This window comes from Enterobacter cloacae complex sp. S1, from assembly GCF_014930525.1.
Lineage (GTDB): Bacteria > Pseudomonadota > Gammaproteobacteria > Enterobacterales > Enterobacteriaceae > Enterobacter > Enterobacter hormaechei_C.
Window position 1 is genome coordinate 86,642 of record NZ_JADBRE010000002.1, and the last position, 24,747, is coordinate 111,388.

A 24,747-nucleotide genomic window follows, 5' to 3' on the forward strand; every position below is an offset into this window, starting at 1 on the left:
CTTACTCTAATAGACCGTTCGGTCTAATGCAAGCCCGCTTAGCGACGACATTGCGACAGAATATCCAGCTGCGGCTGATAAACCGCTGATTTCACGTCCATCATGCCCAGAACGGTGGCGAATAAATTGTCCTGTGAAACCGCCTCTTTTGCGGCATGGTCACGCAGGCAATCCGTGTTTACGCCGAAGTTTTTCGCATAATCCGGGGAGAGCCAGAACATAAACGGAATGTGCGTTTGCTGCTCAGGGGCCAGCATATATGGCGTACCGTGCAGGTAAATTCCGCTTTCACCCAGCGATTCACCGTGATCGGAGAGGTAAATCAACGCCGTGTTCATGGTGGCCTGCCGGGCTTTCAGCGCGTCGATGGTTCGGCTGACCACGCTGTCGGTATACAAAATCGAGTTGTCATAGGTATTGATCAGCGACTGATGATCGCAATCCTGAATTTCATTGGTATCGCAGGTTGGGGTGAACTTGCGAAAGCTGTCCGGATAACGGTTGTAGTAGGCCGGACCGTGGCTGCCCATCAGGTGGATCACCAGTACCGTATCCTGCTTTATTCCATCCAGTACGTTGTCCAGACGGTACAGGTTGACGTCGTCGATACAGGATTTGTCCTTACAGAACTGATCCAGTTTCCACTGGGTCATGTCCGTGTGTGGCACGCGGTCGCAGGCGCCTTTACACCCGCCGTCGTTGTCGCGCCACAGCAGGTTGAATCCGGCATGGTTAAGTACATCGAGCAGACCTTCCTGGTGATGGGCGAGGTCCGCGTCATATTTTTTCCGCGTCATGCCAGAGAACATGCAGGGGACGGAAACGGCGGTTTCCGTGCCACAGGAGGAGGCCTGTGGGAAGTTGATGACATCCTGCTTTTTCAGCTCGGGGTTAGTTTCACGCGGGTAACCATTTAATGCGTAGTTTGCGGCGCGGGAGGCTTCGCCCACCACCACAACCAGCACGGTTTTCTTGTGTTGGCTGGAAATCAGCGCCCCTTTATGAGCATCCTCGCCAATGCGGACCAGCGTCTGGTCGCCGGCAAACCAGCGCATTTTGCTGTATTTCACCACGGCGCTCACGTAATTCGCCGGGGTAACCATTTTGACGATGCTTTTGTTATTGCGGAACAGAGAAGCATAGTCTTTATAAAACACCGCCGCGACCAGGATGATCACCAGCAGCGCACCCAGCATAGCGGCGACACGCGTCAGGAGGGCATACCACCATTTTCCGGTGCGAATGCGCGTCAGGGCTAAAATAATCGATGGAACCAGACCTGCAACGACCAGCCACAGGATCATCTGCGGCGTCACCAGAGCAGTCGCTTCCTGGGAATTAGTTTCGAACACGTTCACAATCATGTTCTGATCGATAACCGTGCCATAGGTATACATAAACCAGGTTGCGGCGGCGCATCCCAGGGTCAGGACAATCATGAGCGGCTTGCGAATAAAGGGAATATTCAGCAGGCTGAAGACAATCACCCAGCCGCAGAACAGCACCAGCGGCACGCTGGCAGCAAACAGGAGATCGTGCAGATGCGCAGGCGCAATGATTGACCAACTGCGCTGGATAAACAGTGCATTCAGTACGGTGAATAAAAGTGCACAGCCCAGAGTAAACTTTATATCGTTACAGTGTAACTTTTTAGTGAACCACATAATGACCAGACCATTCGTTATATCAATGCGGCGAGTATAAGAAGGGAAGATTAGCGAAACCTTAATGCCCTGTATGTGGGGGTCATCCTTGCATGTAAGCCATTTAGGGTCTTCACTGTAGGGAATAATGACGTTCTGGAGGTAGGTGTGGCAGAGCAACTGGAGTTTTTCCCTGTCCAGAGCCCGTGCCGGGGTATTTGCCAGGTCGATGAACGAGGATACTGTCGTGGCTGCATGCGCACGCGCGATGAACGTTTTAACTGGCAAAATTTCAGCGACGCGCAAAAGCAGGAGGTCTTACGGCTCTGTCGACAGCGTCTGCTGCGTAAAATTCGTGCAAACAAAGCGGTTGAAAGCGAAGAACCTCAGCAACCTTCACTGTTTTAGCAGGGTAATTGCGTATACTGGTGACATGACTTCCTTGAGGAAAATGTTATGGTTCAGCGTATTACCCTTGCCCCGCAGGGCCCGGAATTCTCCCGATTTGTTATGGGCTACTGGCGCCTTATGGACTGGAATATGTCTCCGGTCCAGCTGGCGGACTTTATAGAAGAGCATCTCGATCTCGGGATCACCACCGTCGATCACGCTGATATTTATGGCGGCTATCAGTGCGAGGCCGCCTTTGGCGAAGCGCTGAAGCGTGCGCCGGCGCTGCGTGAACGTATGGAGATTGTGACCAAATGCGGTATTGCCACCACAGCAAAACCGGAGCATGCGCTTGGGCATTACATCACTGACAGCGCGCATATCGTTAAAAGCGCCGAGAAGTCACTGATTAACCTGGCCACCGATCGTATCGACCTGCTGCTGATCCACCGTCCCGATCCGTTGATGGATGCGGATGAGGTCGCGGAAGCCTTCCTGACGCTGCACCAGAGCGGCAAAGTGCGCCATTTTGGCGTGTCTAACTTCACCCCGGCACAGTTTGCGCTATTGCAGTCTCGCCTGCCGTTTACGCTGGCGACGAATCAGGTGGAGATCTCGCCTGTTCATCAGCCGCTGCTGCTGGATGGCACGCTCGACCAACTGCAACAGCTACGCATCCGTCCAATGGCATGGTCCTGCCTGGGAGGCGGCCGCCTGTTTAACGATGAGACATTCCAGCCGCTGCGCAACGAGCTTGAAACGGTGGCCCGCGAACTGAATGCGGAGAGTATCGAGCAGGTGGTTTACGCCTGGATCCTGCGCCTGCCGTCTAAACCGTTGCCAATTATTGGCTCCGGCAAAATTGAGCGCGTCCGCGCTGCGCTTGTTGCTGAGGAGCTGGATATGACGCGTCAGCAGTGGTTCCGCATCCGCAAGGCGGCGCTGGGCTACGACGTACCCTGAGCACGCCTTAACCTGACTTTCCGGTGAAATCTGCGCCGCTGGTATAGACTTAAGGTGCAAAAAATAACCCGTGGAGGTCTTATGAAGCGTTTTGCTCTGACAATAGTCACGCTGGTTGTTTGCGCAGGTGCGCAGGCAGCCAGCGAGGACGTTGAAATAAATCTCGTCACTTCTAAGGGGGTAGGTCAGTCCATCGGGACGGTGAAAATCACCGAAACCGATAAAGGGCTGGAATTTGCTCCCGATCTCAAGGCTCTTCCACCCGGCGAACATGGTTTTCACGTTCATGCCAAAGGCAGCTGTCAACCCGCGATGAAAGAGGGGAAACCAACAGCTGCGGAAGCCGCAGGGGGGCATCTCGACCCGCACAACTCCGGTAAGCATGAAGGCCCGGAAGGGATGGGGCATCTCGGCGATCTGCCGGTGCTGGTGGTGAATAACGACGGTAAAGCCACCGATCCGGTTGTGGCGCCACGACTCAAAAAGCTTGACGAGGTCAAAGGCAAGGCGCTGATGGTCCACGTGGGCGGCGATAACATGTCCGATCAGCCTAAACCGCTTGGCGGCGGCGGGGCGCGCTATGCCTGCGGGGTGATCTGATCGCCAATCGTTCCGGGTGGCGGCGCCTGTTCAAGCTGTGACAGGGAGCAGTGCAGCCGCCAGATAATGGACGCCAGATCGCGGGCCGCAGGCTGATGATGGTGCGCCAGCGCGTCGCAAATACGCTGAAGCTCGGCGAGCGTGACGCTCAGGGGGCGCTGCTGCACCCCGCGCTCGCTCATCACATCTCGGAGCATGGAAATACAGTTATCACGGACCTGCGACAGCGGATCGGAACGCGTCTCCCAGGCGCGCAGCTGCCACACCACGTGCGAACAGTTTAACAGCACCACGCCCCAGCGCAGTAGCCAGCGACGGGAGAGTGAATCCTGGCTGTTGTTCAGCTGGCTGACATGATGGTAAACCAGCGATTCATACTCGCTTTCGCGCAGATGCGGCCTGCGGCTCAGCTGATCGACAAAACCCCTGCGCAACTCCCGAATATGCCTGCGGCTTTTACGCGCGTCCGAGCCCGGGCGTAGCACAGCGAAAGCCAGCCACGCCAGCCCCACGCCGAGGATCTTCGCCAGGTTGTCGTTGAGAAAATCAGCGTAATCGTAAACCGGTGGATTCGTTACAGAGATAAATGAGCCCATAAAAACAATCAACTGACCCCACAGACCGGCCAGTTTAGGCATTTGCAGTTTGAGCAACTGCATGGTGGTTAATAGCGGGAAGAGAAACAGCAGAAATTGCCAGAGGTCGGTTATCTGCACCATCAAACCAAATTTCACCACGAAGCTGAACAGCGACAGCAGTACCAGCGTACGCAGCAGAAGCGTCAGGGAATTAAAGGGGGAAGCGGCGACGGAATAGAGCACGCAGCTGATTGCCGCAAGCGTCAGGGCCGCACTGCCCGCATCCCATTGCGTGGTGATGGCCCATGCGCCCACGGCCGTTAACGCGCAAAACGTACGAAAACCGCTCCACAGCGCCTCCATTGCGTCGGTATGGCGTGCCAGAGCAGGACTACCGGGAACGGAAAATTCGGTGACGGGCGTGGCATTTTCGACGGCTTTTAACCAGCGGCTGCTACGCAGATACAGGCGGCAGAAATAGTTCAGACGCTGCCAGAAGGCGCGGTGCCGGTAGTCATATTCATCCGTTGGGGCGAGCGGCGCGATAATGCGGGCCACGGTATAGATATCGGCATCCGGACGCGCAAGAGCGGCGAGCAGCGCCTCGATAATCTCCCGGGTATGGGCTGGCGGTGCAGGCCAGTTCAGCAACATCCGGCGAAGGCTCGAGATCGCGCTCGTCATCCGCAATTGCTGGTGCAGTAAATAGTTCAGAAGCGTGTTCTGGCGACGAAAACGGTAGTGGCTCCAGAAAGCCTGGATGCGCAACAGGTTCATGGTCAGGATCTGGCCGATGACCTTTTCGTGCGCGAGGCGGATGTCATCGCTGCTGTCAGGCTGCCAGAGCAGGCGGGCATGTTCCAGCAAACGTGCGTGCATCGTTTTAAGGGCGGTGATAAGCGTAGTGCCATCTGAGGTACTGGGCAGGATCATCATCATGACGCCCCCGCACAGAATGCCGACCATCACTTCACACACGCGTGCCTGGGCGATATCCCATAGCTCGGTGGTGTCCAGCACGTTGACGACCGGAAAGGCGATAATGGCCGCGGTGTAACCCGCCAGTTGAAACGCATAGGCAACGTTATTGGTAAAATGGGCGCAGGCCCAGGTACACAGCCCCAGCCATGCCGACATGCTTAACAGAAAGAGCCAGGGATCGTTCAGGGTATGGCCGGCAAGAAGCAGTGCGGCGGTTGCCCCCAGCAGGCTACCCGCCACGCGCCCGAGGCTTTTGCTGATAACGCCCCCGACGGTAGGGAAGCTGACGACCGCCGCAGAGGTCATCGCCCAGTAAGGCTCATCCAGATTCAGATAATAGGCAACCGTAAGCGCAAGGCACATGGCGATGCCGTTGCGCAGCGCGTAACGCCACTGCGGCCGTGTCGCTTTTATCCACGGCGTATTGCGCCAGGAGAAAGCCCCCAGGTTCATCATCGCGATCCGATGGCGACGGTGCAGGTTGTGCCAGAGACCAGGGTAATGTCTTTCGGCAGTTGATCAAACTCGACGCGAACAGGCACCCGCTGAGCCAGGCGCACCCACGGGACGTTGGGTTTGATGTCAGGCACCAGGCCAGAATCGGTTTCCACGCTCTGATCGTATATTGCCCGACCTATGCTACTAACGTGACCCCGTAACGTTTCTGCACCGCTGTAAAGCGTGATCCGGGCAGGCGCACCCTCGCGGATATGGCGCAGCTTGGTCTCTTCAAAATAACCTACAACATAGAAAGAGTGGCTATCGACCAGGGCGAAGACCGGCTGGCCTGTGGTGGCGTAATCACCCACACGGGTGGACAGGCTCGTGATCCATCCATCCACCGGGGCTTTGACCACGGTCTGGGTCAGTTGCCACTCGGCCTGTTTCAGCGTTGCCTCAGCAACCTTCAGGCTGGCCTGCATGGCTTTTACATTGATATTGGCGGTATCGAGATCTTCCGCAGAGATGTAATTTCTCGACAGATGGCGGCGGCGTTCGGCTTCGTTATTGGCTTTTGCCAGATCTGATTGAGCTTTTGCAAGCTGAGCCTGGGCATTAAGCACCGCAATGTGGAAAGGGGTCTCATCGATATGGAATAGCACATCGCCCGCATGAACGTACTGGTTGTCCTTCACCAGAAGCGCGCTGATACTGCCGGACACCTGTGGCGTGATGCTGACCTGTTCCGCGCGGATCTTGCCGTCACGCGTCCAGGGCGACTGCATGTAATAATTCCAGAGCCACCAGCCGGCCATCACCGCCAGCGCTAAAACGAAAAGAGTGGAAAAATATTTTAACGTTTTCAATGCTATTCTCACCACACGGTTAACACGGCAAGGCCAATACAGACGGAGAGGGTAAACAGGGAGAGATCCATTAACATCGGGTGCCAGATTTCACCGGAATACATCCAGTCGCGCAGCAGACGATGCGCAATGAGCCAGATTACAAAACCGACCATCACGGCTTTAAACAGTGGCGGAAAGTAGACCGATGCGCCAACAATCAGATCCTGGAGGGGCAACCCTGCGGAGAAGGAAAAAAACGTCACAAGCAGCGATCCTTTGCGGTGGAATGAGGGCCACAATGGCATATTTCAATGCGATGGCGCATTACCGTTCAGTGTAAATCATCCTTTAAGGAATGATGAATACCGTGATTGCATTTGTTTTGGCAATACAAATACTGCAAACTATTCTAAAATCACTATAATCACTTAGCAAGCTAATTATAAGGAGATGAAATTGGAATCGCCATTAGGTTCTGATCTGGCAAGGTTGGTACGCATCTGGCGTGCTCTGATTGACCATCGCCTGAAACCTCTGGAACTTACGCAGACGCACTGGGTTACGCTGCATAACATTCATCAGCTCCCGCCCGATCAGTCACAGATCCAACTGGCAAAAGCGATTGGTATTGAGCAGCCTTCTCTGGTGCGTACCCTTGACCAGCTGGAAGAGAAGGGACTCATCTCCCGACAAACCTGCGCCAGCGATCGTCGCGCCAAGCGGATTAAATTGACGGAAAAAGCGGCCCCGATTATTACTGAGATGGAAACCGTCATCAGTAAAACGCGAGGGGAGATCCTGGCCGGTATTTCCCCCGCTGAGCTGGAGATGCTGATCGGACTCATCGCCCGTCTTGAACAAAACATCCACGATTTACAGTCGCGCGACTGACGTTGTTCACAGGCCTTGCTGGTGCAAGGCCTTTGTCATGTTCTGAATACCACCACCCGGTTGCGGCCCGTCTCTTTTGCCTCGTACATGGCTTTATCCGCGCTTTCCACACAGGTTTCAGCGCTGGTTTCCGGCGAGGTGGCGGTGAATACCCCCATACTAATGGTAATCGGTTCCGGGAGATAACCGCCGCTGCTGACGTTGTCGAAACCGCTCAATTTGAGACGTATGCGTTCGGCAACCTGTTGCGCAAGATCGGAAGAGGTATTTGTCAGCATGAGCACAAATTCTTCGCCGCCGATCCGCGCCGCGATATCCTGCGGTCGCACTGAATCGGTCAACAGGTTTGAGACAAACTGTAAAACTTTATCCCCCTGCAAATGGCCGTAGCAGTCGTTAATGCGTTTGAAACGGTCAAGATCGCTCACGATTACCGATACCGGGTGCGCCATCGATGCTGTACTCAGCGCCTGATTTAATGAATCATAGAAATAGCTGCGATTATACAGACGGGTGAGGGGATCGCGGATCGAGTTTTGATAAGACTGCTGATATTTAACATGCGAGTCACGATACAAATTAAATACGTCGGAAAGTAAGATGAAAATAATCATCAGCGTAGCGACAGTTTCGAATAACCGTGCGCGGTACCATGAAACATCTTCTGCATGTCCGCCTAATAAAAGCATTAGCAGAGTGACGATATAACAGACGCATAAAAAATTGCCGCCGACCCAAAACAAATTCCTTACGCGGGTAATGGCCATCAACGTGATTAATGTTACTACCCACAGAACAATCAAAATGATATTGATCGCCTGGCTCCAGAGAACCATAAACTGTCGGGTTTCATTATCCACCAGGTCCAGTGTGAGCAGCGTTGAATGGCTGGAATAGAAAAATGCCAGCCCAAGCATACAGCCGGTAAAGAGCGCCGTCCCGGCCAGTACTGCGACATGGGCGCCGCGTGAGAGAGCGGACGTACGCAGGGTATATAGCAATGCCGAGATGATTATCAGCACCGCCATTAAAAAGTGGCGGAACATATAGAAAATCATGGCGTCATTATAGTTCGCCACGTTGAACTGATAGAGATCAAGCCAGGCCGGGAAGCTGGACAGTGTCCCCACCATCAATAATGCTGAGCCGGCAAAGGCCAGGGCAATGGGAACAAGATATAATCGCCTTCTGTCGCACCAGTATTTCATTGCCATAAAACAGGCAATAAACAGATGAAACACCAGAAGAAATATCGTCAGCGTAGGGAAAAACAAAGGTGAAAACGAAGGAACCCATTCAACAAGTTTTATAAAAAAAGCTTGTAATATGGCAACGATAACAATGCACCCAAGCGCGAAGACCACAAAGCGGTTCTTTACAAATCGACAGATCGCAAGCATAGAGAACTTAAAAATTAAAAAAGAAAACGAGATTGCAAAGAGTCTAAGCGAGGGAAATAAAAAATACTTTGCGCACGGACAAGAACAGATAAAATGAATAATTCATCATGTGAATGTATTGTGCAAATATATTGTTAGAAATGATGATTTTGTTAAATGGATGCGGTCTGAATAGACCACATCCATCAGGATATTAGCGCGGGGAGACGGTGACCTGGCTGCCGTTGCTTGCCAGAACAACACGCTGGCCAGCAGAGAAGCGAGTGTTACCCTGTTTCTGCACAACCATAATGGTGCTGCCATCGTCTTTACGGATTTCCAGCTCAACGCCCTGAGTTTTGTTCATCGCACCCTGAACGCCCTGACCCGCTACGCCGCCTGCAACTGCACCCGCTGCTGTAGCCAGAGAACGTCCGGTGCCGCCGCCAATGGTATTACCCAGGAAACCACCCAGCACAGCACCACCGATTGCGCCCACCACGTTCGTGTCATCGCCACCCTGAATCTGAACAGGACGGGCATTAACGATAGTACCGTATGTCACGTTCTGTACCTGTTTAGCTTCAGAAGCACTATATACGTCGCCGGAGAGTGAACTGTCATTCACACAACCCGCCAGTGTTAAACCAATCAGCGAAACGCCCAGTACACGTAAAATCATTTGACTCTCCTGTTCACCAAAAAACGCCCGGTTGGGGCATCCGTTATGGCTAAATTATATGGCATTCCTGACCACAGTTCATATCTTTGCATGCCGAATAGATAAATTTTACTTCAACAGGGCTTAACGGGACATAAACAAAAACCGTCTGTGCTACAGGTCTGAGATTGTTAAAAAATATTATCACCGCATAGCAAAGCCGCGTTATTTATGATGGAGTGTTTGCACTTAGCCCATGTAACGTAAGGAAAGCGCATGAAATCGGGTCGCTATATCGGTGTGATGTCTGGTACCAGTCTTGACGGTGTGGATGTCGTTCTGGCCGCCATTGATGAAAATATGGTGGCGCAGCAGGCAAGCCTGACCTGGCCTATTCCTGTCTCGTTAAAAGAAGAGATCCTGAACATCTGCCAGGGACAACAGCTGACGCTTTCCCAACTGGGCCAACTGGATGTGCGTCTGGGGGCGCTGTTTGCTGAGGCGGTACTGGCCCTGATGCAGCAGGAAAGACTCCACCCGCAGGATATCGTGGCAATAGGTTGCCATGGGCAGACCGTCTGGCATGAACCTGTCGGCGAGGCGCCGCACACGATGCAAATTGGCGATAACAACCAGATTGTGGCAAAAACCGGCGTGACGGTGGTGGGTGATTTCCGTCGTCGCGATATGGCCCTCGGCGGGCAGGGGGCGCCGCTGGTTCCGGCATTTCATCAGGCGCTGCTGGCGCACCCGGTAGAGCGCAGGATGGTCCTGAACATCGGCGGGATCGCCAACCTGTCGATGCTTATTCCCGGGCAGCCCGTGCGGGGGTACGATACCGGACCCGGTAATATGCTGATGGATGCCTGGATTTGGCGCCAGAGCGGTAAAGCCTACGACAAAGACGCGCAGTGGGCCAGCCAGGGGAAAGTGATCCTTCCCTTGCTGCAAACCCTGTTAAGCGATCCTTTCTTTGCTCTGCCCGCGCCGAAAAGCACGGGGCGGGAATATTTCAACTACGGCTGGCTTGAACGTCAGCTGGCGCGCTTCCCCGGTCTTGCGCCTCAGGATGTGCAGGCTACGCTGACGGAGCTCACCGCGGTGTCGATTTCTGAACAGGTGTTGCTGAGCGGCGGATGTGAGCGCTTGCTGGTATGCGGAGGCGGAAGCCGCAACCCGCTGGTGATGGCACGCCTCGCCGCCTTGCTGCCAGGCACCGAAGTCACGACCACTGATGAAGCCGGGATCAGCGGAGACGATATGGAAGCGCTGGCCTTCGCCTGGCTTGCCTGGCGTACGGTTGCCGGTCTGCCGGGGAATTTACCCTCCGTAACCGGTGCGCGGGAGGCGAGCGTCCTTGGGGCCATTTTCCCCGCAAACCCGCGCCATAATCAGAGTTAACTGAAATTCAGCGGGAGGCGTAACCCGTAAAATAGGGAAAAACAGGAGGGCGGTTAGGCCCTCCAGGACCAGGATAGTCTTCGGAATCTGCCCATGAAAAAACTTCTTCTCATTGCTGTACCTTTTCTTATGACCGGATGCAGCGTCTATAACCAGTTTGTTGAGCGTATGCAAACCGATACGCTGGAATATCGTTGTGATGAAAAACCGCTGACGGTGAAGCTGAACAACCCGCATCAGGAAGCCAGCTTTGTTTATGACAATAAGTTGTTAACGCTGAAGCAGGGAATGTCGGCCTCCGGTGCGCGCTACTCAGACGGGATCTACGTCTTCTGGTCGAAAGGCGACAGCGCCACCGTCTACAAGCGTGACCGCATTGTGCTGAACAATTGTCAGCTTGAAAATCCGAAGCGTTGAGATTTTTGAAGGGGGCGCGCACAATAGCGCCACCCAATCTCACTTTCAGCTAACGCCATGTCAGATAACGACGAACTACAGCAAATTGCGCATCTGCGCCGTGAATACACCAAAGGCGGTCTGCGCCGCCAGGATCTTCCCGCCGAACCGCTGGTGCTTTTTGAACGCTGGCTGAAGCAGGCCTGCGAAGCGAAACTGGCTGACCCGACGGCAATGGTCGTTGCCACGGTTGATGAAAATGGTCAGCCGTATCAACGCATCGTTCTTCTCAAGCATTATGACGAGAAAGGGCTGGTGTTCTACACCAATCTTGGCAGTCGTAAAGCGCATCACCTTGAAAATAATCCGCGTATTAGCCTGCTCTTCCCGTGGCATATGCTGGAGCGCCAGGTGATGGTCACCGGCAAGGCGGAGCGCCTCTCTACGCTCGAAGTGGTAAAATATTTCCACAGCCGCCCGCGCGACAGTCAGATCGGCGCCTGGGTCTCTAAACAGTCCAGCCGAATCTCAGCCCGCGGTGTGCTGGAAAGTAAATTCCTCGAACTCAAACAGAAGTTTCAGCAGGGTGAAGTACCGCTGCCGAGTTTCTGGGGCGGGTTCCGCATCCCCATTGAGCAGATGGAATTCTGGCAGGGCGGTGAACACCGCCTGCACGACCGCTTTTTATACCAGCGCGACAACGGTGGCTGGAAAATCGACAGACTGGCCCCGTAATCCCCAAAATTTGTTGATTTAAGCGCTAGCGCACACCGCGCTGGCGCTTTATTCTATGGTCCTTTCGCATCAGGCGAAAAGTCGTGTACCGGCAAAGGTGCAGTCGTTTATACATGGAGAATTTGATGGCAAGCAGTAACTTGATTAAACAATTGCAAGAGCGGGGCCTCGTGGCCCAGGTGACGGACGAGGAAGCGTTAGCAGAGCGACTGGCGCAAGGCCCGATCGCGCTCTATTGCGGCTTCGATCCCACCGCTGACAGCTTGCATTTGGGGCATCTTGTTCCATTGTTATGCCTGAAACGCTTCCAGATGGCCGGCCATAAGCCTGTCGCACTGGTTGGCGGCGCGACCGGTCTGATTGGCGACCCAAGTTTCAAAGCCGCTGAGCGTAAGCTGAATACCGAAGACACCGTGCAGGAGTGGGTGGATAAGATCCGTAAACAGGTTGCACCGTTCCTGGATTTCGACTGCGGTGACAACTCTGCGATTGCGGCGAACAACTACGACTGGTTTGGTGGCATGAACGTGCTGACGTTCCTGCGTGACATCGGCAAACACTTCTCTGTTAACCAGATGATTAACAAAGAAGCAGTGAAGCAGCGTCTTAACCGTGACGATCAGGGTATCTCTTTCACCGAATTCTCCTACAACCTGTTGCAGGGGTATGACTTCGCCTGCCTGAACAAACTGCACGGCGTCTCTCTGCAAATTGGCGGTTCCGACCAGTGGGGTAACATCACCTCCGGTATCGATCTGACCCGTCGCCTCCACCAGAATCAGGTGTTTGGTCTGACCGTGCCGTTGATCACCAAAGCCGACGGTACCAAGTTCGGTAAGACCGAAGGCGGCGCGGTATGGCTGGATCCGAAGAAAACCAGCCCGTACAAGTTCTACCAGTTCTGGATCAACACGGCGGATGCCGACGTTTATCGCTTCCTGAAGTTCTTCACCTTTATGGATATCGAAGAAATCAATGCGCTGGAAGAAGAAGACAAGAACAGCGGTAAAGCACCACGCGCCCAGTACGTGCTGGCGGACGAAGTGACTAAACTGGTTCACGGCGAAGAAGGTCTGGCGGCGGCGAAGCGCATTACGGCTAGCCTGTTCAACGGAACCCTGAGCGATTTAAGCGAAGCGGATTTCGAACAGCTGGCGCAGGATGGCGTGCCGATGGTTGAGATGGAAAAAGGCGCCGATCTGATGCAGGCGCTGGTGGACTCCGAGCTCCAGCCGTCTCGCGGTCAGGCGCGTAAAACCATCGCCTCTAACGCGATCACCATTAATGGCGAAAAACAGGCCGATCCGGAATACACCTTTACCGAGAACGACCGTCTCTATGGTCGCTACACGCTGCTGCGTCGCGGTAAGAAAAATTACTGCCTGGTCTGCTGGAAGTAATTAAAAGTATGCAGGGGCGTGGGAAACCACGCCCCTTTTGTTTTGACAGGGTTTGGTAAGTACAACATGAAGAACATCCTCGCCATTCAGTCCCACGTTGTGTTTGGACATGCTGGCAACAGCGCTGCGGAATTCCCGATGCGCCGCCTCGGCGTTAACGTCTGGCCCCTCAATACCGTCCAGTTCTCGAATCACACCCAGTACGGTAAATGGACCGGCTGCGTAATGCCGCCGTCGCATCTGACGGAAATCGTTCAGGGGATTGCGGATATCGACCAGCTTAAACGCTGCGATGCCGTACTGAGCGGCTATCTGGGTTCGGCGGAGCAGGGGGAGCATATCCTCGGCATTGTGCGCCAGGTGAAAGCGGCAAACCCCGCGGCGAAATATTTCTGCGATCCGGTGATGGGACATCCGGAAAAAGGCTGCATCGTAGCGCCGGGCGTTGCGGAGTTTCATGTCCGTCATGCATTGCCCGCCAGCGATATTATTGCCCCCAACCTGATTGAACTTGAGATCCTGTGCGAGCATCCAGTCAACAGCGTAGAAGAGGCGGTAAGCGCCTCTCGCGAGCTGATCGCCCAGGGGCCAGAGATTGTGCTGGTTAAGCACCTGGCACGCGCAGGGTTGAGCCAGGACCGTTTTGAAATGCTGCTGGTGACGAAGGATGAAGCCTGGCATATCAGTCGACCGCTGGTGGATTTCGGTGCACGTCAGCCTGTCGGGGTCGGGGATGTGACCAGCGGTTTGCTGCTGGTGAAGCTATTGCAGGGCGCGAGCCTGCGCGATGCGCTGGAGCACGTCACCGCAGCCGTTTATGAAATCATGATTGCGACGAAGACGATGCAGGAATATGAGCTCCAGGTCGTCGCGGCGCAGGATCGCATCGCGAAGCCGGAGCACTATTTTAGCGCAACGCAGCTTTAGAAAACGCCCGGCGCCGCTGCGCTTGCACGGGCCTACGGAATTTATAGGCCGGGTAAGCGTCAGCGCCACCCGGCAATCCAGGCCGCTCGGTTAATTCAACCCTTCCGCTTTCAGCGCCGCTGCCACCGCAGGACGCTCCGCCACGCGCGTCATATACGATGCGACATGGTCTAATCCTTCCATGTTCAGCTTAACCGCGCGCGCCCAGCGCAGAACGGTAAACAGATAGGCATCGGCGATGGTGAAACGCGAGCCACAGATCCACTGGTCGTCTTTCAGCGCGTCGTTAACGTACTGCAACTTTTTCTCCAGCAGCGCGCGCACGGTAGGTTTGTACTCTTCCGGCGTGTCCGGGCGGAACAGGGGCGTAAAGCCTTTGTGCAGTTCGGTGGCAATATAGTTCAGCCACTCCAGCGTTTTATAACGCGCAATGCTGCCGGTGGGGGCAAGGAGCTGACGATCCGGTACGTTGTCCGCCAGGAATTGCATAATCGCCACCCCTTCGGTCAGCAGGGTGCCATCATCCAGCAGCAGGGCCGGAACCTGGCCTTTTGGGTTAATCGCAAAAAAGTCATCCCCGTTTTCCAGACGCTTTTTCATCAGGTCAACGCCGTCCAGCGTGAAATCTTTACCGCTCTCGCGAAGCGTAATATGGGAAGCAAGAGAGCAGGCGCCCGGTTTATAGAACAGTTTCATCGGTAACTCCTTTTTGCTGAGGTTCCAGCTATGTTAGTGCGCGTTCGGATAAAAAAAAAGCCGCTAATCAATTAGCGGCTTCTGTTCAGTCGTTTCCCGATGACATTACGCGTTCGCGGTTTTGATCGCTTTAGCGGATTTGTCGTCGTCCTGGGTCATACGATTCAGTTTAGGTGCGGTCAGCAGCATCAGCACGGCAATCACGGCGGTCGCGATACCAATTTGCATGAACACGGTGCCGTAGACATTCAGGGAAACCAGCGGGTCGGTAACGTTGTCTGGTACCGCCATCAGGTTCGCAATCTTACCTGCGATGATAGCCGCGCCAGCGGTGGTCAGGAACCAGCTGCCCATGATGAAGCCCATCAGACGCTGAGGGACCAGCTGCGCAACCATCGCCAGGCCCAGACCGGAGATCATCAGTTCACCGATGGATTGCAGCGCATAGCTCAGGATCAGCCAGTTAACAGACACGATACCCGCGTCGGTCGCGAATTTCGTCCCCAGCGGCAGCACCAGGAATGCGCCAGAGCACAGCACCATACCGATAGCGAACTTGTGCGGCATAGGCAGACGGTCGCCCATCTTGTTATAGATAGCGGCCAGAATCGGGCTACCAATCATGATCCAGAACGGGTTCAGGGCCTGATACTGCTCCGGCTCGAACGCGATACCAAGGATGGAGTGCTCAACGTTGCGGATAGCGAAGAAGTTCAGAGACGTTGGCATCTGGCTGTACAGAACGAAGAAGATGATCGCTTCCAGCATCAGGATGAACGCCACAATCATCTTACGACGTGCCGCACCCTGCATCGCAAAGGCTTCTTTCGCGAAGATAATCACGATACCCAGCGCAACCACGCCCAGTACGGCACGTGCAACGCCCTGGTTGTGCAGCAGCCAGGTGGCGACAGCGGCCAGGATCACGATGCCGACGATGGTTGCCAGCAGTTTGCCCATGTGCACGGGTTCGAAGTCTGGTTTTGAACCATAGTCTTTAACCCAGCTACGGCAGAACAGGAAGTTCACAACGGTGATCAGCATACCCACGAAGCTCAGCGCAAACGCTACGCTCCAGCCGAATTTTGCGGCCAGCCATGGGGTTGCCAGCATAGAGAAGAAGGAACCGATGTTGATGGACATGTAGTACATGGTAAATGCACCGTCCAGACGTGGGTCATCTTTGCTGTAGCAGGTAGAGAGCAGGGAAGACGGGTTCGCCTTGAAGAGGCCGTTACCTACCGCGATGGTAGCCATGCCCATGTAAACCACACCTGCATCGTGCCCGGACCAGGCAACCAGCCCATAGCCAATCGCCAGAACAACGGCGCCCAGCATAATGACTCGTTTAGTACCGAGGACTTTATCGCCTAACCAGCCGCCGATAGCGACCAGGCCATACACCAGGGCGCTGAAGGAAGAGAACAGCGTGATGGAATCGGCTTCAGACATACCCAGTTGTTTAACCAGGTAAACCGCCATGATCCCTTGCAGGCCGTAGTAGCCAAAACGTTCCCATAATTCGATAGAGAAAATGAGATAGAACGCTTTAGGCTGTTTGAAAGCGTTAAGACTTACGCTCTCATCTGTTGGTTTATTGTTTGCAGTAGACACATATACCTCTTTTTTTACATCCCATATTAACGGGGGTGTTCATAGCGTGATGACCGTAGTCCATCCGCTTTATAGTTATATTGGGAGGGGAAACGGCGGGTAATGTTCACTATCCAGCCCCATCTGGCAATACGTTTGTAATAATCTGTTACATATAACTCTGGCGGTATAATCATCGGTTCATGCAAATGTTATACAGCGTTAAATCTCATCCGTTCAAAATTGATGGTTTTTTTCACTGTAATCGACCCTGTTTAATGGTTGTATGGCGATATGTTCTGCTATTTTGGGTGATTGGCAGTGATATAGCCCATATTCTGAAAAATGACTGGTCTTATGTGCGGTGTGGAATCGATGAAATCTTGTCTGACAAAGGGGTTGGGCGGGTTTTAACAACAAAAATCCAACATCAGGTTATCAGAGTGATCGCGATCACAGATGCATAGAAATTTTTGGTGATGAAAAAACTATTAACCTGTTTGAGTGTTGAATGACCGAAGAATCGACAATGCGTAAAGGAGAAAGAGAGGGCAATTTATGGTCAATCGGGAAGATATCAGAGCCCTTGTTAATTTTAAGGGCTTGAACAGGTAAGAAGTAAGGTGGTTTACGCTCAGGGATAGACTTTTTCTTTGTATTCGCAAAGATCTTCGATAATGCAGGAACCGCAGCGTGGCTTACGGGCAATACAGGTATACCGTCCGTGCAGGATCAGCCAGTGGTGGCAGTCCACCTTAAATTCCGCCGGGACCACTTTTAACAGCTTCTCTTCCACCTCTTCCACGTTTTTACCCGGCGCGAACCGGGTACGGTTAGAGACGCGAAAGATATGGGTATCCACGGCGATAGTCGGCCAGCCAAACGCCGTGTTCAGCACCACATTTGCCGTTTTACGCCCGACGCCCGGCAACGCTTCCAGCGCAGCGCGGTCTTCCGGGACTTCACCGCCGTGCTGCTCCAGCAGGATCCGGCAGGTCTTAATGACGTTTTCGGCCTTGCTGTTAAACAGGCCAATGGTCTTGATATAGGATTTCACACCTTCAACGCCCAGCTCCAGCATGGCCTGCGGCGTATTGGCGACAGGGTAGAGCAGGGCCGTGGCTTTGTTGACGCTCACGTCCGTCGCCTGTGCAGAGAGCAGCACCGCGATCAACAGTTCAAACGGCGAGTTAAAGTTCAGCTCTGTCGTAGGATGAGGATTCTCATCGCGCAGGCGCGTCAGGATCGCAATGCGTTTCTCTTTATTCATACTGCTTTCTCGGGGATCCCTTCCTGTACGCTGCGCTCAGCGGCGCGGCGTTTACGTTTTTCATCAATCAGGTATTTTAACGCCAGCATCATCCCAAGGCCAATGAAGGCGCCAGGCGGCAGCATGGCCAGCAGGAACGGAGTGTCCGTATGGAACACCTCAATACGCAGCGACTTCGCCCAGCCGCCAAGCAGCGCATCTGCGCCGTCAAACAGCGTGCCGTTGCCTAATATTTCACGCAGCGATCCCAGCACGAACATCGCGCAGGTCGCGCCCATTCCGATAGCGAAACCGTCCAGGGCAGACATAGCAGGGCTGTTTTTTACCGCAAAGGCTTCTGCGCGGCCAACGACGATACAGTTGGTGACGATCAGCGGAATGAAGATCCCAAGCGATTGATAAAGCCCAAACGCATAGGCGTTGATCAGCATCTGTACCACGCTCACCACCGAGGCGATGATCATGACATAAATCGGAATGCGGATCTCCGACGGCGTCCAGCGGCGCAGGGCGGATATGGACAGGTTTGTCAGGGTCAGCACCAGTGTGGTTGCCAGCCCCAGACCCAGTGCGTTGGTGGCGGTCGATGTGACGGCCAACAGCGGACACATCCCCAGCAGCTGAACCAGCGCAGAGTTGTTTTTCCATAGCCCCTGAACGATAACCTCTTTAACCTGGTTCATGATTACTCCTCGCAGGTCTGAAGACCGTTGATCTGCGCGGGCAGCGTTTGTGCATACAGCCCGGCTCGTTTTACGGCGTTAACCACGGCACGCGGGGTAATAGTCGCGCCCGTGAACTGGTCAAATTCGCCGCCGTCTTTTTTTACCGCAAAGGCAGCATCGTCTTCACCGTGGATAACTTTACCGGCAAAGTGCAGTATCCAGTCGCTTAGACGTGTTTCAATTTTGTCCCCCAGGCCCGGCGTTTCGTGGTGTTCAGTCACGCGGGTGCCCAGTACGGTACCTGAGAAATCAGCCCCTACGAGCAGCTGAATGGCCCCTGAATAGCCATCCGGCGCAGTCGTTTCCAGCACTGCGCCCACTGCGTTATCCCCTTTACGGGCAATGAAGACGCGATGCATGCCATTGCCAAGCTCCGGTGCGTCTACAACAAAGCAGCTTTTTTGCAGGTCATTATCGTAGAAGTCGGATGGGATCACCTGATCGAACAGCGCTTTTTGCTGCTTCATTGCCTGCTCTTCAATCGTGGTTTTCGTCAGTTCATTTACCAGCGCGGTCAGCCCGGTGAGGGCGGCGGCGAAAATCGCCAGCGTGACGCCGTGTTTTTGCATTGTCTTTAGCATGGCGTGACCCTTAGCGATGACCGTACACGCGTGGACGCGTGTAGTAGTCGATGAGCGGAACGGTGATGTTAGCCAGCAGCACGGCAAATGCCACACCGTCCGGATAACCGCCAAAACTGCGAATAAGCCAGACCAGCAAGCCTGCAAGCGCGCCGAAAATCAGACGGCCTCGGTTGGTGGTAGACGCGGTGACCGGATCGGTCAGAATAAAGAATGCCCCGAGCATGGTCGCGCCGGAGAGCAGATGGAGCTGCGGGCTGGCCAGTGACTCTGGTGAGATGACCCAGCCGAGCGTCGAGCAGACGGCCAGCGTCACCAGGAAGCTCACCGGAATATGCCAGCGGATCGCCTTCTGTTGCAACAGGAACGCGCCGCCCAACAGATAGGCCAGATTGACCCACTGCCAGCCAGCACCCGCCAGTACGCCGCTGTAAATAGACGATTTCATCACCTGCTCCACGCTGTGACCGGCGCGCAGGGAGGTTTTGAAGGTATCGAGCGGGGTGGCCTGGCTGATGCCATCCACGCCCATGCGAAGCGCATTCATATCAGCGCCCAGCGCGGTGTGGCCGGTAAAGATAACGTGCAGGGCATCCATGAAGCCGGGCACCGTGGCGGCGATCTCATGCGGCGGCAGCCAGCTGGTCATCTGTACCGGGAAGGAGATCAGCAACACCACGTAGCCAATCATCGCCGGGTTAAACGGGTTATGGCCCAGCCCGCCGTACAGCTGCTTGGCGATGATCACCGCAAACACCGTTCCCAATACCACCATCCACCACGGGGCGAACGGGGGAATGCTGATGGCCAGCAACAGGCCGGTCAACAGGGCGGAGTTATCGCTCAGGATGCGAGTCACCTCCATTTTGCGCAGCTTCAGGATCGCTGCTTCCGCTGCGACGGCACTGGCGCAACCCAGAACTAACTGGAAAAGCGTACCCCAGCCGAAAAACCAACACTGTACGGCAATACCTGGCAGCGCGGCCAGGCAGACCAGCATCATAATACGCGATGTCTGGCGCTGGTTATGGGTATAAGGGGAACTTGCAATTCTGAAAACCATTTAATCCTCGTTAACGGCTTGCTGCGCGGCTTTCTTTGCCTGAACGCGCGCAATCGCGGCGGCGACTGCGGCTTTGCGTGGATCGTCGTTGGCGGCAGCAGGCCGTTCGTCCTGCTGTGCCGCTTTTCGTGCTTTGGCACGGGCGATGGCCGCTTCAACGGCGGCTTTACGCGGGTCGACAGGCGCTTCACTCTCTTCGGCAGGCTGAAGCTGTGCCGCTTTACGTGCTTTGGCACGGGCGATAGCGGCTTCAACGGCCGCCTTGCGCGGATCCGTCGCTTCCTGTTCAACCACCACTGTCTGCTGACCGTCCTTACGGGCTTTTGCCCTGGCGATAGCCGCTTCCACCGCCGCTTTACGCGGGTCGATGCCGGCTTCCGGTTTGGCGTTTTGCGCTTTCTCCGCCTGACGCGCACGCGCTTCGGCTTTACGCGCTTCGCGGGCCGCAATCGCTTCGCTGTTGTCCGGCTTTTCTCCTGGAGCGATCACCACCGTCTGGGCGGCGGTGGCTTTCTTCTCGCGCACGCGGGCCAGGGCTGCGTTAATGGCATCCTGATCTTTCGCCGCAGGCTGCACGGCAGCCTGCTTATGGCGTTCCTGACGGGCTTGTTTCTCGCGCTCCAGTCGCGCCTGACGCGCTTCAAAGCGGGCCTTCGCTTCAGCGGCACGTTTTTCTTCCATGGAGATGGCGTAGATTTCGGCTTTCTCCTGACGGAAGTATTGCACCAGCGGAATATTGCTTGGGCAGACCCAGGCGCAGGCACCGCATTCAATACAGTCAGCCAGGTTATGCGCCTGGGCTTTATCGTGCAGCTGGCCTTTGCTGTACCAGTACAACTGCTGCGGCAGTAAATCTGCCGGGCACGCGTCCGCACAGGCGCTACAGCGTATGCAGCCTTTCTCTTCCTGCGTTTCGCCCATCTCCGTTGGGGAAGGGGCGAGCAGGCAGTTGGTAATCTTCACCACCGGCACATCCAGCCACGGCAGGGTAAAGCCCATCAGCGGGCCACCCATAATGACCAATTGATCGCTACCCGGGCAGAAGCCAGCCTGTTCCAGCAGATGACGCACCGGCGTACCCAGACGCGCCCAGACGTTGCCGGGACGGGAGACGGACTCGCCGGTCAGCGTGACGACGCGTTCGGTCAATGGCTCGCCGTCAATCACCGCACGTTTCACCGCGTAGGCGGTTCCCACGTTTTGCATCAGCACGCCGATGTCGGACGAACGGCCCCCGTGGGGGACCTGTTTGCCGGTCAGGATCTGCGTCAGCTGTTTTGCCCCGCCGGACGGGTATTTGGTCGGGATCACGCGCAGGGCGATATCATGGCTGTCCGCCAGTACCGCACGCAGCATCGAAATGGCCTGCGGTTTATTGTCCTCAATACCGATCAGTACTTCGCGGGGTTGCAGAATATGCGCAAGAATGCGAATCCCTTCCACCACCTGCGCGGCACAGTCCTGCATCAGACGGTCATCGGCGGTAATGTACGGTTCGCACTCGGCGGCGTTGATAATCAGCGTGTCGATTTTATCGCCGCCGCCGTGAAGCTTAGCGCCGGTCGGGAAGCCTGCGCCCCCCAGACCCGCCACGCCGAACTGATGAATGCGTTCAATCAGCGCTTCACGGCTGTGGGAACGGTAGTCGCTCCAGCCGTCACGATCGATCCAGCGGTCTTCACCATCGGCTTCAATGATCACGCTCAGCTCAGACAACGCCGACGGATGGGCAACGGTATGGGGGGCAACAGCTACCACCTTACCGGAAGTCGGGGCATGTATCGGCAACATCCGCCCGCGACCAAAGGTCAGCGGCTGGCCGCGAAGAACGCTATCGCCTTCTTTCACGCACAGTTCACCTTCCGCGCCGATATGCTGTTTAAGGGGCATAACGTAACGGGTTGCCAGCGGGATCTGGCGCAGCGGCGTGCCGTTAGACTGCGATTTCATCTCAGGCGGATGAATGCCGCCGTCGAAATCCCAGATCTTCTCTTTTCTGAAGGCAGAAAATAACTTAAGCATGTTGTTCCACAGGAATATTGCGAACCGGAATGGTCTGAAGGTCCCACTTCCAGTTTTCGGTAGTCGTTTCAACCGGGCGTAGTTCTATACACTGCGTCGGGCAGGGCGCCACGCAGAGATTACAGCCAGTGCACAGATCCGCCACAACGGTGTGCATCGCGCGCGTTGCGCCCACAATGGCGTCAACAGGACACGCCTGAATACATTTGGTGCAGCCAATGCAGTTGGCTTCGTCGATGACAGCAAGGGCACGAACGGGCTCTTGCGCCTGTTCATCGCCGTCGACAGGCTGGGGATCGACGTTCAGCAGGGCAGCTATTTTAAGCATGACCGCTTCGCCACCCGGTGCGCAGCGGTTGATCTTTTCGCCCTGCACGCCCACCGCCTCAGCGTAAGGGCGGCAGCCAGGGTAGCCGCACTGCCCGCACTGGCTCTGCGGTAAAAGTTCATCAATTTTTTCAACCACCGGATCGTCCTCCACCGCAAACCGGCGGGAGGCATAACCCAGAATGATGCCAAAGACGAGTCCCAGTACGCTGATGGACACGATGGCAATCCAGATAGCACTCATTACAACTTCACCAGACCACTAAAGCCCATAAAGGCCAGAGACATTAAACCTGCGGTCACCAGAGCGATGGCGTTACCGCGAAACGGCGCGGGAATATCCGCCGCGGCCAGACGCTCGCGAATCGAGGCGAACAGGACCATAACAAAAGAGAAACCGACCGCGGCGGAAAAACCGTACAGCGCCGATTGCAGGAAGTTATGCCCGAGGTTGATATTCAGTAGCGCCACGCCCAGCACCGCACAGTTGGTGGTGATGAGAGGCAGAAAAATACCCAACAGGCGATACAGGGCAGGGCTGGTTTTCCGCACCACCATTTCGGTAAATTGCACCACGACCGCAATGACCAGAATAAAGGCCAGGGTGCGCAGGTAGAGCATGTCGAGCGGGATCAGGATCCAGGTATCAATCAGCCATGCGCAAATGGAGGCTATCGTCATCACGAAGGTGGTGGCTAGCCCCATGCCCATTGCCGTCTCCAGCTTTTTGGAGACGCCCATAAACGGGCACAGGCCAAGGAACTTCACCAGTACGAAGTTATTAACCAGCACAGTTCCGACAAAGAGCAGTAAGTAATCGGTCATTATTTAGCCTGAAATAAAATAGCTGCCTATTATCGGATAAACAACAACAGGCCACAACAGGTTAACTGTAAGGTTATTACGGGTTAACGAAGGTCTTTTTAACGCGCGTCGAACGCTTGAAATAAGGGACCAGAAGCGCCGTCGCCAGTAGCGGAAACAGTAACTGTCTAACCGCCAGTGCGTCAGAGACCGGCGAGAAAGCGAACGCTTTGACGGCCAGCAGCACGGAGACCAGCAGCCAGATAATGTAATGTTTTGGCACGCTTTTGCGGCGTTTGAAGAAGGCGATGGTCAGCCACAGCGTGTAGTACCACATCGCGATCGCGAAAACGAACGACACAAACCACGTCGCAATATTGAGCGCACTCTGGGACATCAGTGTCTGGATAGCATGAGGCGTAACCAGTGCAGTGGTGTAAAGCAACAGCGCCAGCGAAGCGCTTAATAATGCCACCAGCAGCCATGCCAGCGGGGCGATTAACCAGCCCCCAATCCTCTCTCCAGGCAATGCGGTCATACGCTCTCCCATAGTCTGCGCGAAATGTTATACAGAAATTTGCAGGGCGGAGAGTATATAACATTTCACGCCGAAGGCTACTTTCTTATACAACGTAACGCCATACGGATTTAGGCACTTCCCCCACATTGAACAGACGACCGCCAGAGACCAGTTCGGCGCGACGATGGTCAGCAGCGCGGTACATGTTGATGATGTCCTGATTATCCGACAGCGTGTAGTTCAGATGGTCAAACAGTTTTTCCAGGCTTTCAAGGGAATTGATCTTGCGAAATTTTAATAAATAGTCCTGAACTGTCATATTAATAAGATTCCATATAAAAGGGTAATACCCATAAAGGTAATGCGTTCGAATAATAAACGGATTAATAAAGACGTAAACTGTCCACTCGGGTAACGCGACGAAATTAGGAGTTTTCTTTGCGAAGAATCAGGCATCAGCAGATGCCTGGAAGAGAAGGGTAACCCCGTTCATTACGGCTGGCAATACGTTCCATGACGTAATGTGTCACGCTTTATGACGATGCGGCTTACTTTTGTTGTGCGACAGTAACAGGCTCCGGCGGCTGGTAGTTATCGATATGGCTGGCAATGCCGAGCAACACGACTGAAACGCCAAGGACAATCCATCCCGCTAATTCAATGATTCGATTAATTATTGACGACATAATTTGTGTTTGTAATTTATCCATAAATACAGATTACAAATGTTACAGCGCCCTTTTCGCCAGAGCAAGCGCTTTGGGAACGATTCCCCGGACCCACATGCACACTTTAATGCGAGGTAACAAAAAACGCTGTCGCGAGATGCTATTTTAACTCACAGGGCACATTATTAATGTGTGCGTTAAGCACAAGGCCAGTGATAAATAAGCGCACAGCGAGGGGGCAAAC

Annotated in this window: 27 protein-coding genes; 9 read left to right on the forward strand and 18 right to left on the reverse strand. The window is 54.6% G+C overall.

Features of this window, described 5'->3' with window-relative positions; genetic code table 11:
• Nucleotides 1–38: 38 nt before the first annotated feature.
• On the reverse strand, nucleotides 39–1,664 hold the full coding sequence (gene eptA / locus IM290_RS01615) for a phosphoethanolamine transferase EptA (RefSeq protein WP_193041989.1): 1,626 nt from the start codon (nucleotides 1,662–1,664) through the stop codon (nucleotides 39–41).
• Nucleotides 1,665–1,811: 147 nt separating this feature from the next.
• Between eptA and IM290_RS01620 the strand changes: the two genes are divergently transcribed.
• From IM290_RS01620 to sodC, 3 genes are all read left to right on the forward strand, one after another.
• Nucleotides 1,812–2,051 (forward strand): DUF1289 domain-containing protein, encoded by a 240-nt coding sequence (locus IM290_RS01620; RefSeq protein ID WP_017384600.1) that lies wholly within the window; start codon nucleotides 1,812–1,814, stop codon nucleotides 2,049–2,051.
• A 48-nt stretch (nucleotides 2,052–2,099) separates the two neighbouring features.
• Nucleotides 2,100–2,996, forward strand: coding sequence for an aldo/keto reductase family oxidoreductase (locus IM290_RS01625; protein WP_193041990.1), 897 nt, complete (start codon nucleotides 2,100–2,102; stop codon nucleotides 2,994–2,996).
• Nucleotides 2,997–3,077: 81 nt separating this feature from the next.
• Complete coding sequence (gene sodC, locus IM290_RS01630) at nucleotides 3,078–3,596, forward strand: superoxide dismutase [Cu-Zn] SodC (protein WP_193041991.1); 519 nt, start codon at nucleotides 3,078–3,080, stop codon at nucleotides 3,594–3,596.
• Here the strand turns inward: sodC and IM290_RS01635 are convergent.
• The 3 genes from IM290_RS01635 to IM290_RS01645 are packed head-to-tail and all read right to left on the reverse strand — an operon-like array spanning nucleotide 3,575 to nucleotide 6,707.
• Nucleotides 3,575–5,608, reverse strand: coding sequence for an FUSC family protein (locus IM290_RS01635; protein ID WP_193042004.1), 2,034 nt, complete (start codon nucleotides 5,606–5,608; stop codon nucleotides 3,575–3,577). The genes sodC and IM290_RS01635 overlap by 22 nt on opposite strands.
• A complete protein-coding gene (locus tag IM290_RS01640) occupies nucleotides 5,608–6,468 on the reverse strand; it encodes an HlyD family secretion protein (protein WP_193042005.1) in 861 nt (286 codons plus the stop codon). The genes IM290_RS01635 and IM290_RS01640 overlap by 1 nt, the downstream gene beginning before the upstream one ends.
• Before the next feature lie 2 nt (nucleotides 6,469–6,470).
• A complete protein-coding gene (locus tag IM290_RS01645) occupies nucleotides 6,471–6,707 on the reverse strand; it encodes a DUF1656 domain-containing protein (RefSeq protein ID WP_047737591.1) in 237 nt (78 codons plus the stop codon).
• Nucleotides 6,708–6,894: 187 nt separating this feature from the next.
• Between IM290_RS01645 and slyA the strand changes: the two genes are divergently transcribed.
• Entirely contained in the window at nucleotides 6,895–7,335 is a 441-nt protein-coding gene (gene slyA, locus IM290_RS01650; RefSeq protein ID WP_006808997.1) for a transcriptional regulator SlyA, read from the forward strand.
• A 35-nt stretch (nucleotides 7,336–7,370) separates the two neighbouring features.
• Here slyA and IM290_RS01655 read toward each other — a convergent pair whose 3' ends face one another.
• The gene (locus tag IM290_RS01655) at nucleotides 7,371–8,735 is read right to left on the reverse strand and encodes a GGDEF domain-containing protein (RefSeq protein ID WP_193041992.1); all 1,365 of its coding nucleotides are present in this window, start codon (nucleotides 8,733–8,735) and stop codon (nucleotides 7,371–7,373) included.
• Between the two features lie 193 nt (nucleotides 8,736–8,928).
• Entirely contained in the window at nucleotides 8,929–9,396 is a 468-nt protein-coding gene (slyB, locus tag IM290_RS01660) for an outer membrane lipoprotein SlyB (protein ID WP_003857604.1), read from the reverse strand.
• Between the two features lie 255 nt (nucleotides 9,397–9,651).
• On the opposite strand from slyB, the gene anmK reads away from it, so the two are divergent.
• The 5 genes from anmK (at nucleotide 9,652) to pdxY (ending at nucleotide 14,234) form a co-directional block, all read left to right on the forward strand.
• Nucleotides 9,652–10,776, forward strand: coding sequence for an anhydro-N-acetylmuramic acid kinase (gene anmK / locus IM290_RS01665; RefSeq protein WP_015570673.1), 1,125 nt, complete (start codon nucleotides 9,652–9,654; stop codon nucleotides 10,774–10,776).
• 93 nt (nucleotides 10,777–10,869) lie between these two features.
• The gene (gene mliC, locus IM290_RS01670; RefSeq protein WP_015570672.1) at nucleotides 10,870–11,193 is read left to right on the forward strand and encodes a C-type lysozyme inhibitor; all 324 of its coding nucleotides are present in this window, start codon (nucleotides 10,870–10,872) and stop codon (nucleotides 11,191–11,193) included.
• Between the two features lie 57 nt (nucleotides 11,194–11,250).
• A complete protein-coding gene (gene pdxH, locus IM290_RS01675) occupies nucleotides 11,251–11,907 on the forward strand; it encodes a pyridoxamine 5'-phosphate oxidase (protein WP_003857601.1) in 657 nt (218 codons plus the stop codon).
• A gap of 125 nt (nucleotides 11,908–12,032) precedes the next feature.
• On the forward strand, nucleotides 12,033–13,307 hold the full coding sequence (tyrS, locus tag IM290_RS01680; RefSeq protein ID WP_017384594.1) for a tyrosine--tRNA ligase: 1,275 nt from the start codon (nucleotides 12,033–12,035) through the stop codon (nucleotides 13,305–13,307).
• A gap of 66 nt (nucleotides 13,308–13,373) precedes the next feature.
• Nucleotides 13,374–14,234 carry a pyridoxal kinase PdxY gene (pdxY, locus tag IM290_RS01685; RefSeq protein ID WP_015570669.1) on the forward strand — a complete coding sequence of 287 codons (861 nt, stop codon included), beginning with the start codon at nucleotides 13,374–13,376 and terminating at the stop codon, nucleotides 14,232–14,234.
• A gap of 90 nt (nucleotides 14,235–14,324) precedes the next feature.
• Here the strand turns inward: pdxY and gstA are convergent, their stop codons facing one another.
• From gstA to blr, 12 genes are all read right to left on the reverse strand, one after another.
• Entirely contained in the window at nucleotides 14,325–14,930 is a 606-nt protein-coding gene (gene gstA, locus IM290_RS01690; protein ID WP_003857598.1) for a glutathione transferase GstA, read from the reverse strand.
• 105 nt (nucleotides 14,931–15,035) lie between these two features.
• The gene (dtpA, locus tag IM290_RS01695; RefSeq protein WP_003857596.1) at nucleotides 15,036–16,544 is read right to left on the reverse strand and encodes a dipeptide/tripeptide permease DtpA; all 1,509 of its coding nucleotides are present in this window, start codon (nucleotides 16,542–16,544) and stop codon (nucleotides 15,036–15,038) included.
• Between the two features lie 613 nt (nucleotides 16,545–17,157).
• Nucleotides 17,158–17,793, reverse strand: coding sequence for an endonuclease III (gene nth, locus IM290_RS01700; RefSeq protein WP_015570668.1), 636 nt, complete (start codon nucleotides 17,791–17,793; stop codon nucleotides 17,158–17,160).
• Nucleotides 17,790–18,476: an electron transport complex subunit E gene (locus IM290_RS01705; RefSeq protein ID WP_193041993.1), complete on the reverse strand. Its 687-nt coding sequence runs from the start codon at nucleotides 18,474–18,476 to the stop codon at nucleotides 17,790–17,792. Before IM290_RS01705 ends, nth begins: the two co-directional genes overlap by 4 nt.
• 2 nt (nucleotides 18,477–18,478) lie before the next feature.
• Nucleotides 18,479–19,099, reverse strand: coding sequence for an electron transport complex subunit RsxG (gene rsxG / locus IM290_RS01710; protein WP_193041994.1), 621 nt, complete (start codon nucleotides 19,097–19,099; stop codon nucleotides 18,479–18,481).
• Nucleotides 19,100–19,109: 10 nt separating this feature from the next.
• Nucleotides 19,110–20,162 (reverse strand): electron transport complex subunit RsxD, encoded by a 1,053-nt coding sequence (gene rsxD, locus IM290_RS01715; RefSeq protein ID WP_015570666.1) that lies wholly within the window; start codon nucleotides 20,160–20,162, stop codon nucleotides 19,110–19,112.
• Nucleotides 20,163–22,184, reverse strand: a complete 2,022-nt coding sequence (gene rsxC / locus IM290_RS01720) for an electron transport complex subunit RsxC (protein WP_193041995.1) — start codon at nucleotides 22,182–22,184, stop codon at nucleotides 20,163–20,165.
• Complete coding sequence (gene rsxB / locus IM290_RS01725; protein WP_193041996.1) at nucleotides 22,177–22,755, reverse strand: electron transport complex subunit RsxB; 579 nt, start codon at nucleotides 22,753–22,755, stop codon at nucleotides 22,177–22,179. Before rsxB ends, rsxC begins: the two co-directional genes overlap by 8 nt.
• Complete coding sequence (rsxA, locus tag IM290_RS01730; protein WP_193041997.1) at nucleotides 22,755–23,336, reverse strand: electron transport complex subunit RsxA; 582 nt, start codon at nucleotides 23,334–23,336, stop codon at nucleotides 22,755–22,757. Before rsxA ends, rsxB begins: the two co-directional genes overlap by 1 nt.
• Nucleotides 23,337–23,412: 76 nt before the next feature.
• On the reverse strand, nucleotides 23,413–23,853 hold the full coding sequence (locus tag IM290_RS01735) for a DUF2569 domain-containing protein (protein WP_015570663.1): 441 nt from the start codon (nucleotides 23,851–23,853) through the stop codon (nucleotides 23,413–23,415).
• 85 nt (nucleotides 23,854–23,938) lie between these two features.
• Nucleotides 23,939–24,154: a transcription modulator YdgT gene (ydgT, locus tag IM290_RS01740; protein WP_000217941.1), complete on the reverse strand. Its 216-nt coding sequence runs from the start codon at nucleotides 24,152–24,154 to the stop codon at nucleotides 23,939–23,941.
• 229 nt (nucleotides 24,155–24,383) lie between these two features.
• Nucleotides 24,384–24,509, reverse strand: coding sequence for a division septum protein Blr (gene blr / locus IM290_RS01745; protein ID WP_151884424.1), 126 nt, complete (start codon nucleotides 24,507–24,509; stop codon nucleotides 24,384–24,386).
• Between the last annotated feature and the right edge of the window lie 238 nt (nucleotides 24,510–24,747).

Excerpts from the sequence above, each read along its gene's own strand:
- eptA (WP_193041989.1), bottom strand. The coding sequence starts at position 1,664 with ATGTGGTTCACTAAAAAGTTACACTGTAACGATATAAAGTTTACTCTG.
- IM290_RS01625 (WP_193041990.1), top strand. The coding sequence starts at position 2,100 with ATGGTTCAGCGTATTACCCTTGCCCCGCAGGGCCCGGAATTCTCCCGA.
- sodC (WP_193041991.1), top strand. The coding sequence starts at position 3,078 with ATGAAGCGTTTTGCTCTGACAATAGTCACGCTGGTTGTTTGCGCAGGT.
- IM290_RS01635 (WP_193042004.1), bottom strand. The coding sequence starts at position 5,608 with ATGAACCTGGGGGCTTTCTCCTGGCGCAATACGCCGTGGATAAAAGCG.
- slyA (WP_006808997.1), top strand. The coding sequence starts at position 6,895 with ATGAAATTGGAATCGCCATTAGGTTCTGATCTGGCAAGGTTGGTACGC.
- IM290_RS01655 (WP_193041992.1), bottom strand. The coding sequence starts at position 8,735 with ATGCTTGCGATCTGTCGATTTGTAAAGAACCGCTTTGTGGTCTTCGCG.
- slyB (WP_003857604.1), bottom strand. The coding sequence starts at position 9,396 with ATGATTTTACGTGTACTGGGCGTTTCGCTGATTGGTTTAACACTGGCG.
- anmK (WP_015570673.1), top strand. The coding sequence starts at position 9,652 with ATGAAATCGGGTCGCTATATCGGTGTGATGTCTGGTACCAGTCTTGAC.
- mliC (WP_015570672.1), top strand. The coding sequence starts at position 10,870 with ATGAAAAAACTTCTTCTCATTGCTGTACCTTTTCTTATGACCGGATGC.
- pdxH (WP_003857601.1), top strand. The coding sequence starts at position 11,251 with ATGTCAGATAACGACGAACTACAGCAAATTGCGCATCTGCGCCGTGAA.
- tyrS (WP_017384594.1), top strand. The coding sequence starts at position 12,033 with ATGGCAAGCAGTAACTTGATTAAACAATTGCAAGAGCGGGGCCTCGTG.
- pdxY (WP_015570669.1), top strand. The coding sequence starts at position 13,374 with ATGAAGAACATCCTCGCCATTCAGTCCCACGTTGTGTTTGGACATGCT.
- gstA (WP_003857598.1), bottom strand. The coding sequence starts at position 14,930 with ATGAAACTGTTCTATAAACCGGGCGCCTGCTCTCTTGCTTCCCATATT.
- nth (WP_015570668.1), bottom strand. The coding sequence starts at position 17,793 with ATGAATAAAGAGAAACGCATTGCGATCCTGACGCGCCTGCGCGATGAG.
- IM290_RS01705 (WP_193041993.1), bottom strand. The coding sequence starts at position 18,476 with ATGAACCAGGTTAAAGAGGTTATCGTTCAGGGGCTATGGAAAAACAAC.
- rsxG (WP_193041994.1), bottom strand. The coding sequence starts at position 19,099 with ATGCTAAAGACAATGCAAAAACACGGCGTCACGCTGGCGATTTTCGCC.
- rsxD (WP_015570666.1), bottom strand. The coding sequence starts at position 20,162 with ATGGTTTTCAGAATTGCAAGTTCCCCTTATACCCATAACCAGCGCCAG.
- rsxC (WP_193041995.1), bottom strand. The coding sequence starts at position 22,184 with ATGCTTAAGTTATTTTCTGCCTTCAGAAAAGAGAAGATCTGGGATTTC.
- rsxB (WP_193041996.1), bottom strand. The coding sequence starts at position 22,755 with ATGAGTGCTATCTGGATTGCCATCGTGTCCATCAGCGTACTGGGACTC.
- rsxA (WP_193041997.1), bottom strand. The coding sequence starts at position 23,336 with ATGACCGATTACTTACTGCTCTTTGTCGGAACTGTGCTGGTTAATAAC.
- IM290_RS01735 (WP_015570663.1), bottom strand. The coding sequence starts at position 23,853 with ATGACCGCATTGCCTGGAGAGAGGATTGGGGGCTGGTTAATCGCCCCG.
- ydgT (WP_000217941.1), bottom strand. The coding sequence starts at position 24,154 with ATGACAGTTCAGGACTATTTATTAAAATTTCGCAAGATCAATTCCCTT.